Here is an 11,796-nt window from a genome sequence, read left to right on the forward strand (position 1 = left end):
GCACAAGAGAACACGTTACCGTCCCCTAGGCTGAAGGGACACTCAGCCCCGCCCCGCGCCGAGCACGAATACGCCTCGCGCCGAGCCTCAAGAGGTGTGCATGTTCCGCAAGATCCTTGTCGCCAATCGTGGAGAGATCGCGATCCGGGCGTTTCGCGCCGCCTTCGAGCTGGGGGCCCGCACCGTCGCGGTATTCCCCTGGGAGGACCGCAATTCCCTCCACCGGCTGAAGGCCGATGAGGCGTACCAGATCGGCGAGAAGGGGCATCCGGTGCGGGCCTACCTCGATGTCGACGAGATCGTGCGCGTGGCGCTCGAATCCGGTGCCGACGCGATCTACCCGGGCTACGGATTTCTCTCGGAGAACCCGGATCTCGCCGAGAAGGCGGCCGCAAACGGCATCGCGTTCATCGGGCCCCCGGCATCCGTTCTCGAAATGGCGGGCAACAAGGTCACGGCCAAGCACCACGCCGTCTCGGCCGGCGTGCCCGTTCTGCGCTCGACCGAGGCATCGGATGACATCGGCGCCCTTGTCGCGCAGGCGGCCGACATCGGCTTCCCGCTCTTCGCCAAGGCGGTCGCCGGCGGCGGAGGCCGCGGCATGCGGCGCGTGGAGTCCGCGGGCGAGCTCGCACCCTCGCTCGCCGAGGCGATGCGCGAGGCCGCGAGCGCGTTCGGCGACGCCCGCATGTTCCTCGAGCAGGCGGTGGTGCGTCCCCGGCATGTCGAGGTGCAGATCCTCGCCGACACGACGGGCAACACGGTGCACCTCTACGAGCGGGACTGCTCCGTGCAGCGCCGCCACCAGAAGGTCATCGAGATCGCCCCCGCCCCGAACCTCGACGAGTCCGTTCGCCAGGACCTCCACCGATACGCCGTGGCCTTCGCGGAGTCGATCGGCTACCAGAACGCCGGCACCGTCGAATTCCTGCTCGAAACCGCGGGGGAGCGGAAGGGCGAGGTCGTCTTCATCGAGATGAACCCGCGCATCCAGGTCGAGCACACGGTCACCGAAGAGGTGACGGATGTCGATCTCGTGCAGTCCCAGATGCGCATCGCCGCGGGGCAGAGCCTCGCGGAGCTCGGGCTCGTGCAGGAGCAGATCCACCTGCGCGGAGCCGCCCTGCAGTGCCGCATCACGACCGAGGATCCCACCCAGGGCTTCCGTCCCGACACCGGCAAGATCACGACGTACCGCTCGCCGGGCGGTGCCGGCATCCGGCTCGACGGCGGCACGACCGCCGCCGGTTCGCAAGTGAGCCCGCATTTCGACTCCATGCTCGCGAAGCTCACGTGCCGTGCACGCGACTTCCCGTCCGCCGTCGCCCGGGCCCGTCGCGCGCTGGCCGAGTTCCGCATCCGCGGCGTGTCGACGAACATCCCGTTCCTTCAGGCCGTGCTCGATGACCCGTCGTTCATCGCCGGAGATGTCAGCACGTCGTTCATCGACGAGCGCCCCGCGCTCCTCAAGGGTCGCGAGTCGAAGGACCGCGGTACGAAGATGCTGAACTGGCTCGTCGACGTCACCGTCAACAAGCCCCACGGCGAGAACCCGCTCACGAGCGACCCGAGTCTCAAGCTCCCCAGGATCGATCTGCTGGCGCCGGCCCCGGCCGGATCGCGGCAGCGGCTTCTCGAGCTAGGCCCGGTCGGCTTCGCCGCACAGCTGCGGGCCCAGAAGGCGCTGGCCGTCACCGACACGACGTTCCGCGATGCGCACCAGTCGCTGCTCGCGACACGCGTGCGCACGAAAGACCTGCTGGCCGTCGCGCCCCACGTCGCGCGGATGACGCCGCAGTTGCTGTCGGTCGAGGCATGGGGCGGGGCGACGTACGACGTCGCGCTGCGCTTTCTCGGCGAGGACCCCTGGGAGCGCCTGGAGAAGCTGCGCGGTGCGCTGCCGAACATCGCGATCCAGATGCTGCTGCGCGGCCGCAACACCGTCGGCTACACGCCGTACCCGACCGAGGTGACCGACGCCTTCGTGCGGGAGGCGGCATCGACCGGTGTCGACATATTCCGCATCTTCGATGCACTGAACGACGTGTCGCAGATGCGCCCGGCGATCGACGCGGTGCTCGGCACCGGCTCCGCCGTCGCGGAGGTTGCGGTCTGCTACACCGGCGATCTGCTCAATCCGGCCGAGGACCTCTACACGCTCGATTACTACCTGCGCCTCGCCGAGCAGATCGTCGATGCCGGCGCCCACGTGCTCGCGATCAAGGACATGGCGGGCCTGCTGCGCCCATCCGCGGCGTCGAAGCTCGTCGCGGCGTTCCGCGAGCGGTTCGACCTGCCCGTGCACGTGCACACGCACGACACGCCGGGGGGCCAGCTGGCGACCCTCCTCGCCGCGAGCGCGGCGGGGGCGGATGCCGTGGACGCGGCCGCCGCGCCGATGTCGGGCACCACGAGCCAGCCCTCGCTGTCGTCGCTCGTCGCCGCGCTCTCGCACACGGAGCGCGACACGGGGCTCGACCTCGACGCCGTGTCGGATCTCGAGCCGTACTGGGAGGCCGTGCGCCACCTCTACCGTCCGTTCGAATCGGGCCTGCCCGGCCCGACCGGCCGCGTGTACCACCACGAGATCCCGGGCGGTCAGCTCTCGAACCTGCGCCAGCAGGCCATCGCCCTCGGCCTCTCGGAGGACTTCGAGCTCATCGAGGACATGTACGCCGCGGCCGACGGCATCCTCGGGCGCGTGCCCAAAGTGACGCCGTCGTCGAAGGTCGTGGGCGACCTCGCCCTGCACCTCGCCGCGGTCCGGGCCGACCCGGCCGATTTCGAGGCGAACCCCGAGAAGTACGACGTGCCCGATTCGGTCGTCGGCTTCATGGCCGGGGAGCTCGGTGACCTGCCCGGCGGGTGGCCCGAGCCCTTCCGCACCAAGGTGCTCGCGGGGCGCGACATCAAGATCGGCGTCACGCCGCTGACGGATGCCGAGACCGAAGCGCTCGACGGCGATGCGGCGTCCCGCCGCGGAGCGCTCAACAAGCTGCTCTTCCCGGCGCCGACGCGCGCCTATCAGCAGCTGCGCGACGCCTACGGCGACCTCTCGGTTCTCGACACCGTCGACTACCTGTACGGCCTCGCACAGGGCACCGAGCACGTCGTGGAGATCGAGCGCGGCGTGAGGCTCTTCGTGGGGCTCGAGGCGATCGGCGAGGCCGACGACAAGGGCATGCGCACCGTCATGACCACCCTCAACGGTCAGCTCCGACCGGTCTTCGTGCGCGACCGGGGCATCGAGGTGGATGTCCGCGAAGCGGAGAAGGCCGACACCTCCAAGCCCGGTCAGGTGGCCGCGCCCTTCTCGGGTGTCGTGACGCTGAAGGCAGACGTCGGAGACACCGTCGCCGCGGGTCAGCCGGTCGCGTCGATCGAGGCGATGAAGATGGAGGCCGCGATCACCGCCTCAGTCGCCGGAACCGTCGAAAGGCTCGCGATCGGGGCGACGCAGCAGGTGGATGCGGGCGACCTTTTGGTCGTCATCCGTCCCGCGCACTAGCCTTATGCGGGCGAGACACGCTCGCCGCAGCTCTGGGGAGTGGATCCTTGACGCCCGAACGCAACAACCCGAACCCGATCGATGACGAGGAAAACGGTGTCCTCGCCGAGACCGGCGGAATCGAAACGACCGGAATCGGCATCCTCGGCGGTGCCACTTCCCACGTGGACGTGTCGCTTCCGCAGAACGATGACGAGGACGACGTCGACGACGAAGTGGTCGACGACGCCTATGTGCCCGAAGAGGACGCGTCCGAAGACGAGGCGGAGGCTGAGGCCCTCGAAGCTGAGGCGGAGTTCGACGCCGAGCCCGCCCAGCAGCACGCTCCCGAGCGCGACGAAGACATCCACACGGCCGACATCGTGATCGAGATACCCGTCGATGCACCTTGGCCGGGTGAGGCGGCTGCCGAGACCGAGGCTGCCAGGACCGAGGATGCCGAGACCGACGCACCGGAGACCGCGGCTGCTGAGACCGCCGAGACCGAGACCGAGACCGAGAACGCGGACGCCGCGGCGGCAGACGTCGACATCGAAGCCGTTGCGCCGGAAGTCCCCGGTGGGCGAGACTCTGTCGTACCCGAGGAGGCTGCGATGGAGGATGACCGCGAGCGACCGGACGTCGACGACGCGCCGGCCCGCGCGGCGCTTGTCGAGCACCCCCGGCAGGAGCTGAAACGGGCCGCCGCGCGCCCCGAGATGACGCTCGCCTCGAAGCGGCTCGACGACCTCAGCGCCGCGAGCCGCGAGACGGCCGACCTGCTCACCGCCGACCGGCTCCTCGAGCACCAGCAGGTCGTGCAGTCCGAGCCCGAGGGCCTGTGGCGGCACCTCGTGTACTCGCTGTCGGGCCGGCGCATCAACCTCGGCGACAACAAGCATGCCCGCGACCGCAAGGAGCTGAGCAGGCGCATCGCCGGCCAGATCCAGGGCGGCGCGCGGTTCGTGCCCGTGCTCTCCCGCAAGGGCGGAGTGGGCAAGACGACGATCACCGCCCTGCTCGGCATGGCGCTCGCCGACGCGCGCGATGACCGCATCATCGCCGTCGACGCCAATCCCGACCGCGGAACCCTCGCCGACCGCATCGCCCGCCCGAGCGGCAAGACGGTGCGCGACCTCGTTCGTGCCAGTTCGCAGATCGCCGGGTACAACGACATCTCCAACATCGTGGCTCGCGACGAGACGCGCCTGGACGTGCTGGCATCCGACACCGATCCGCACGTATCCGAGGCGTTCAGCGATGTGGACTACCGCGAGGTGGCGCACGTCGCGGCGCACTATTACTCGATCGTCCTGACGGACACGGGCACCGGCATCGTGCACTCGGTGATGGGGGCCACGCTCGACCTCGCCGACCAGCTCGTCGTCGTCGCGGGCCTGAGCATCGATGAGGCCCGCCTCGCGTCGGAGACCCTGACGTGGCTCGAAGCCAACGGCTACAGCGAGCAGGTCCGCAACGCCGTCGTCGTGCTGAACCAGGCATCGCCCGGAGCGCCCGTGGTGCGCCTCGACGAGGTCGAGACGCACTTCCGGAGCCGCGTGCGGGACGTGGTGCGGATGCCGTACGACCCGCTGATCGCCACAGGCAGCGCCATCACCTTCCGCGATCTCCAGCCCGCGACGCGGCTCGCCGCCCGCGAGCTCGCCGCAAAGGTCGTCGAAGGACTGCGCGCCGTCCCCGCAGCGGCATAACCGTGGCCGTTCGACCGATCCGCCTCTTCGGCGACCCCATTCTGCGCGCGCCCACCGCACCGATCGACGAGATCGACGAGGGCGTGCGCGCGCTCGTGCGCGACCTCGTCGACACCGTGGAGCCACCGGGGCGCGCGGGTGTCGCGGCACCCCAGATCGGCGTGGGCCTCCGAGCCTTCAGCTACAACATCGACGGCGACATCGGCTACGTGCTGAATCCTCGTATCGTCGAGCTGCGCGGCGAGCCGGAGCCGGTCGGAGAGGGATGCCTGTCGGTGCCGGGGCTGTGGCACGATGCGATCCGCTACCCCTACGCACGCGTCGAGGGCATCGACCTCGACGGCGATCCCGTCGTGCTCGAAGGCGAAGGGCTCATGGCCCAGGCGCTGCAGCACGAGACCGATCACCTCGACGGAAAGCTGTACCTCGACCGCCTCGCGCCCGAGACCCGGCGCGTGGCGATGCGCGAAGTCCGCGAGAGCGCCTGGTTCTGAGCCGCTCGCCGGCGTGTCGCTGGGCCTTCGATGTCGGCGATTCACATACTCAAGTCTGCGTTTGCCCACACGCAGACTTGAGTAAGCGATCAGAGAACACTTGCGGCCAAGCTCCCAGGTTGGGTGACGAGCCGATCCGCGTTGGCTTGTGCGTTCGGCCGCAGGCGTCGGATATCGACGAGCGGGGCGGGGACGCCTGAGCCGCGAAACGCCCCGAGTCGGGAAAGGCCCCGAGCCGCAACCCAGCGACTCGGGGCCTTCCTCAGGAGCGTGTTCAGCCGCCGAGCGGCACGTTCGTGGTTGTGACGGGCTCGCTGTAGAGCGCTTCGACGTCGGACGCGAAATCGCTCATGATGACGTTGCGCTTGATCGACATCTTCGGGGTGAGGTGACCGCTCGCCTCGGTCCACTCCGCGGAGAGGATGGTGAACTTGCGGATCGACTCGGCGCGCGAGACGTGCTTGTTCGCGATGTCGATGGCGCGCTGCACCTCGGCGCGCACCTCCGGGCTCTTCGCGGCGTCCTCGAGCGACATGTCGGCCGGCAGGCCGTTGTTCGACAGCCACGTCGGCAGCATCTCGGAGTCGAGGGTCACGAGTGCGGAGATGAACGGCTTCTGATCGCCGACGACGACGACCTGACCCACGATCGGGTTCGCCCGGACCGGGTCCTCGAGGGCCGCCGGGGCGACGTTCTTGCCGCCCGCCGTAACGATGATCTCCTTCTTCCGGCCCGTGACGGTCAGAAAGCCCTCGTCATCGAACGAGCCGATGTCGCCGGTCTTGAACCAGTCGCCGTCGAACGTGGCCGCGGTGGCCTCGGGGTTGCGCCAGTACTCCTTGAACACGTTCACACCGCGAACCTCGATCTCGCCGTCATCCGCGAGCCGCACGCCGACGCCCGGGAGCGCCGGACCGACCGTGCCGATCTTGGATTTCGTCGCGAGGTTGACGGTCGCGGGCGCCGTGGTCTCGGTGAGGCCGTAGCCCTCGAGGATCGTGATGCCCAGGCTGTGGAAGAAGTGTCCCAGACGCGGTCCCAGCGGCGCCGATCCCGACACCGCGTACTTCACGCGCCCACCCATGGCGGTGCGCAGCTTGCTGTACACGAGCCGGTCGAAGAGCGTGAACTTCAGCTTCATCAGCAGCGGGATCTTCTTGCCCTCCTGCAGCAGGCGCGAGTGCTCGACGGCGACGTGCGCGGCGGAGCGGAAGATCTTGCCCTTGCCACCGGCCTCGGCCTTCTGCTCGGCGGAGTTGTACACCTTCTCGAACACGCGCGGCACGGCCAGGAGGAACGTGGGCTTGAACGAGCCCAGCGCGGCCAGGAGCTGCTTCGTGTCGGGCTGGTGCCCGGTCTTCACACCGGCGTGGATGTCGAGGATCGAGATGAAGCGGGCGAAGATGTGCGCGGTCGTGATGAAGAGCAGCGTGGATGAATTCGGCACCGTCAGCACTTCGTTGAGGGCGACGGCCGAGTTGCGGCACACCTCCACGAAGTTGCTGTGCGTCAGCACGCAGCCCTTGGGCCGGCCCGTCGAACCCGAGGTGTAGATGAGGGTCGCGATATCGGCGCCGCTCGCGAGGTTGCGGCGTCGCTCGACCTCGTCGTCGGCGACATCCTTGCCCTGCTCTGTCAGCGATGCGATCGCGCCGAGGTGCAGCTGCCACACGTCGCGCACGAGGGGCAGGTCTCCCTGCACTTCATCGAAGCGCGTGAAATGCTCGGGCGATTCGAGGATGATCGCGATCGCCCCCGAGTCGGACATGTTCCACTGGATCTGCGCCGGTGAGCTGGTCTCGTAGATCGGGACCATGACCGCGCCCGCGAAGAACAGGCCGAAATCGACGAGCGTCCAGTCGTAGGTGGTGCGTGCCACGAACCCGACCTTGTCGCCCGGCTGGATTCCGGCGGCGATAAACCCCTTGGCGAGGGCGATGACCTGGCGATGGAATTCCTTCGCGGTGATATCGCGCCAGCCGGCTCCCTCCGGGACGGCGAAGAGAGGCATTTCGGGCGTCTTCTTCACCCGCTCGACGAGGAGGTCGGTGACGTTCGCCTGGGGGTCGGCGGGGACGACGGCGGGGACTTCGAATTGAACCACGGCAGCTCCTTCGGTACCGGAAGTGAACGAGTGAAAACTCCCCTTGGAGTCTATGTCACCGGCCGCTTCGACGCCGAGGTTGCGGATGCGCGTGCGCCGCTAGACTTCAAGGCGCCGCGCATGCGTGCGCACGGCGCGGAAGGGGTATCGGTGCTCACGGTCGGAATCGACATCGGCGGGACGAAGATCGCCGGGGGCTTGGTGGACGACGAAGGAACGGTCGTCACTATGGAGCGCGTGGACACGCCGGTCGACACCACCGAGCTCGAGGATGCCGTCGTCGGCATGATCGAGCGGCTCCGCTCCGCGCACGACACCCCGCACGTCGGCGTCGCCGCCGCGGGCTTCATCGACCGCGACCGTTCGCTGGTCTACCACGCGCCCAACATCGACTGGCGCAACGAGCCGCTTCGCGAGCGCCTCGCGGCGCGGGTCGGCGTAGACGTCACGATCGAGAACGACGCCAACGCCGCCGGCTGGGCCGAGTACCGCTTCGGAGCCGGTCGCGGCGTGAACGACATGATCATGCTCACCATGGGAACCGGCGTCGGCGGCGCGATCATCGCGGACGGCGCGCTCTACCGGGGCGGCCATGGTGCGGCGGCCGAGCTCGGCCACACGCGCTTCGAGCGCGGCGGCCTCGCGTGCGGCTGCGGACAGAGCGGATGCCTCGAGATGTATGCGTCGGGCCGCGCGCTGCAGCGCGCGGCAAATGCGGTGGCGGATGCCGGCAGCACCGGCGCGGCGCTTGCCGCGGCCCGCGCCGAACACGGCTCGATCTCGGGATCGACGATCTCCCGGCTCGTGATGGCCGGCGACCCCGGGGCGCTCGAGGCGCTCGGCACAGTCGCGACGGCGCTCGGTGAGGCGTGCGGAGGGTTCCAGGCGAGCGTCGACCCCGAGCTCTTCGTCATCGGCGGGGGAGTAGCCCAACTGGGCGATGCCGTCCTCGCCCCGGTAGAGGCGGCGTACCGCTCGGCCGTGCCCGCCTATGACCAGCGTCCGCACGCGCGCTTCGCGATCGCCCAGCTGGTGAACGACGCCGGTGTCATCGGGGTCGCGGACCTCGCCAGGACGGCGGCGTAGCGGTGTTCTACTGGATCATGAAGTACATCGTGATCGGGCCGATCGTGAAGGCGGTCTTCCGGCCGTGGATGGTGGGACCGCGCAACATCCCCGCCGAAGGCGCCGCCATCCTCGCCAGCAATCACCTCTCCTTCATCGACTCGATCTTCCTTCCGCTCATGATCGACCGGCCGATGTCGTTCCTCGCGAAGAGCGACTACTTCACCGGCAAGGGCCTCAAGGGCTGGGCCACCCGGATGTTCATGAAGGCGTCGGGCCAGATCGCGATCGACCGCTCCGGCGGCAAGGCCTCCGAGGCATCCCTGAATACGGGCCTTCGGGTGCTGGGGCGAGGCGACCTGCTCGGCATCTACCCCGAGGGCACCCGCAGCCCCGACGGCACGCTTTATCGCGGTCGGACCGGCATCGCCCGAATGGCGCTCGAGGCCCGCGTGCCGGTCGTGCCCGTGGTCATGGTCGACACCGACGCCGTGATGCCGATCGGGCGTCGCCTGCCGCGCGTCGGGCGCGTCGGGATCGTCATCGGAGAGCCCTTGGACTTCTCGCGCTTCGAGGGCATGGAGGGCGATCGGTACATCCTCCGGTCGGTCACCGACGAGATCATGGTCGCGCTCCAGCAGCTGGGCGAGCAGCGGTACGAGGATGTCTACGCCTCGGCCGTGAAGGACCGGATCGCCGCGCAACGGCCCTGAGCACGGCGCGGTCATACGACCGGGCCGCCTCCGCTGCCGCGATAGGCTGAACGGATGCTTCAGCAGATCGATGCGGGCCCCCTCGGACTAGACGCCTGGCGTGCGCTGCCCATCAAACAGCAGCCCGAGTGGTCGGACCCCGCCGCCGTCGCCGCGGTCTCCGCGGAGATCGCGACCTTGCCGCCTCTCGTCTTCGCGGGCGAGGTCGACATCCTGCGCGACCGGCTCGCTCGCGCGGCATCCGGCCGGGCCTTCCTCCTGCAGGGCGGGGACTGCGCCGAGACGTTCGCCGGCGCGACCGCCGAGCAGATCCGCAACCGCATCAAGACGGTGCTGCAGATGGCCGTCGTGCTGACGTACGGCGCCTCGATGCCGATCGTCAAGATGGGACGCATGGCGGGCCAGTTCGCCAAGCCGCGTTCGTCCGACACCGAGACGCGGGGCGAGGTGACCCTGCCGGCCTACCGCGGCGACATCGTCAACGGCTTCGATTTCACCGAGGCCTCGCGCCGACCGGACGCGCAGCGCCTGCTCAAGGGCTACCACACGGCCGTGTCGACGCTGAATCTCATCCGCGCGTTCACGCAGGGTGGGTTTGCCGATCTGCGCGAGGTGCACAGCTGGAACAAGGGCTTCGCCGAGAACCCGGCCAACCAGCGCTACGAGCGACTCGCCGGCGAGATCGACCGCGCGATCAAGTTCATGGAGGCGGCGGGAGCCAACTTCGACGAGCTGCGCGGCGTCGAGTTCTACACCGGCCACGAAGGCCTGCTGATGGACTACGAGCGCCCGATGACCCGCATCGACTCGCGCACGGGAACGCCGTACAACACGTCGGCGCACTTCCTGTGGATCGGCGAGCGCACGCGCGACCTCGACGGGGCCCACGTCGACTACTTCTCGCGCATCCGCAACCCGATCGGGGTGAAGCTCGGACCCTCGACCTCGCCGTCGACCGCCCTCGAGCTGATCGACAAGCTCGATCCGCACCGCGAGCCCGGGCGCCTGACGTTCATCACGCGCATGGGCGCCGGCAAGATCCGCGACGCGCTGCCCCCGCTGCTGGAGGCCGTCCGCGACTCGGGCGCGACGCCCCTATGGGTCACCGACCCGATGCACGGCAACGGCATCACGACCCCGACCGGATACAAGACGCGTCGCTTCGATGACGTCGTCGACGAGGTGCGCGGCTTCTTCGAGGCGCACCGCGCGGTCGGCACGTTCCCCGGCGGCATCCACGTCGAGCTCACCGGTGACGACGTCACGGAGTGCCTCGGCGGCTCGGAGATGATCGACGAAGAGACGCTCGCGACGCGGTACGAGTCGCTGTGCGACCCGCGCCTGAACCACATGCAGAGCCTCGAGCTCGCGTTCCTGGTGGCCGAGGAGCTCGAAAAGCTCTAACCTCTCTGTCTGTCTGCGCGAAACTTCAGTTCCGCACCTTCGCACGGCCTCTGAGGGTGCGCAACTGAAGTTTCGCGCAGGTCTGTGGAGAGACGAGGCGCGGTTTTCGGCGGCAGGGCCAGTATGAGCGGATGCCGTCGCGGATCGAGTTGCCCGAACACCTGCGTGACGCGGTCTTCACCACGGGCGAGGCGCGAGCCGCCGGGATCGGCAGGGGGCGCCTGCGCGGCGGCGACCTGGCGCATCCGTTTCGCGGCATCCATCGGGAAGGGGCTGTACCCGGGGAGCTCACGGCGCTCTGCGAGGCTCTGCTCCCGGCGCTTGGACCCTCTCAGTGGTTCAGCCACCTCACCGCCGCGCGACTTTGGGGCATGCCCACGCCGTTCCGCTGGTCGGTGGACGAGCCGCTACACGTGCTGGCGCTCGGGGACACCCCGCCGATGCGGCGCAGGGGAGTCGTCGGCTGGGAGACGGAGTCCGCCGACATCCCCGGTCGCTTCCTCGGGCCGCTGCCTGTCATCGATCCGGCAGCCGTCTGGTGCGAGCTCTCGGTGCCGGGAGCCCTCGGCCCACGCCGCGCAATGACCCAGGAGTGGCTGGTGGCCGTCGGCGACTTCCTGCTCAGCGGTGCGCGGGCGCGGGTTCGGCGGCCGTTATGCACACGCGGCTCCCTGGTCGAGGCGGCCGTCCGGCATCGGAACAAGCGCGGCAACAAGGCACTGTCGTGGGCGCTGGAGCGGCTCCGGACGGGCGTGGACTCGCCCAAGGAGTCAATATTTCGGCGGCGGTCAGCATCGACGTGCGTAATATGCCCGAA

The 11,796-nt window shown here is 69.1% G+C and carries 8 protein-coding genes; 7 read left to right on the plus strand and 1 reads right to left on the minus strand.

Annotation, left to right across the window (positions count from 1 at the left end):
- The first annotated feature begins 100 nt into the window (after positions 1-100).
- Genes VNT50_RS03190 through VNT50_RS03200 form a run of 3 tightly spaced genes read left to right on the plus strand, consistent with a single transcriptional unit; the run spans position 101 to position 5,693 of the window.
- On the plus strand, positions 101-3,508 hold the full coding sequence (locus tag VNT50_RS03190; RefSeq protein WP_325483653.1) for a pyruvate carboxylase: 3,408 nt from the start codon (positions 101-103) through the stop codon (positions 3,506-3,508).
- Between the two features lie 47 nt (positions 3,509-3,555).
- Entirely contained in the window at positions 3,556-5,199 is a 1,644-nt protein-coding gene (locus VNT50_RS03195; RefSeq protein WP_325483654.1) for a MinD/ParA family ATP-binding protein, read from the plus strand.
- A gap of 2 nt (positions 5,200-5,201) precedes the next feature.
- Positions 5,202-5,693, plus strand: a complete 492-nt coding sequence (locus VNT50_RS03200) for a peptide deformylase (RefSeq protein ID WP_325483655.1) — start codon at positions 5,202-5,204, stop codon at positions 5,691-5,693.
- Positions 5,694-5,967: 274 nt separating this feature from the next.
- Here the strand turns inward: VNT50_RS03200 and VNT50_RS03205 are convergent, their stop codons facing one another.
- Positions 5,968-7,797: an AMP-dependent synthetase/ligase gene (locus tag VNT50_RS03205; protein WP_325483656.1), complete on the minus strand. Its 1,830-nt coding sequence runs from the start codon at positions 7,795-7,797 to the stop codon at positions 5,968-5,970.
- 150 nt (positions 7,798-7,947) lie between these two features.
- Here VNT50_RS03205 and VNT50_RS03210 point away from each other — a divergent pair, with 150 nt between their 5' ends.
- The 4 genes from VNT50_RS03210 to VNT50_RS03225 form a co-directional block, all read left to right on the plus strand.
- Complete coding sequence (locus VNT50_RS03210) at positions 7,948-8,883, plus strand: ROK family glucokinase (protein ID WP_325483659.1); 936 nt, start codon at positions 7,948-7,950, stop codon at positions 8,881-8,883.
- Positions 8,884-8,885: 2 nt separating this feature from the next.
- Positions 8,886-9,575 carry a lysophospholipid acyltransferase family protein gene (locus VNT50_RS03215; protein ID WP_325483657.1) on the plus strand — a complete coding sequence of 230 codons (690 nt, stop codon included), beginning with the start codon at positions 8,886-8,888 and terminating at the stop codon, positions 9,573-9,575.
- Between the two features lie 54 nt (positions 9,576-9,629).
- Positions 9,630-10,979, plus strand: coding sequence for a class II 3-deoxy-7-phosphoheptulonate synthase (locus VNT50_RS03220; protein ID WP_325483658.1), 1,350 nt, complete (start codon positions 9,630-9,632; stop codon positions 10,977-10,979).
- Positions 10,980-11,110: 131 nt separating this feature from the next.
- Positions 11,111-11,796 (plus strand): hypothetical protein (locus VNT50_RS03225; RefSeq protein WP_414683933.1); only part of this gene is annotated, 686 nt, incomplete at its 3' end.

Source organism: Microbacterium sp. (assembly GCF_035554235.1).
GTDB lineage: Bacteria > Actinomycetota > Actinomycetes > Actinomycetales > Microbacteriaceae > Microbacterium.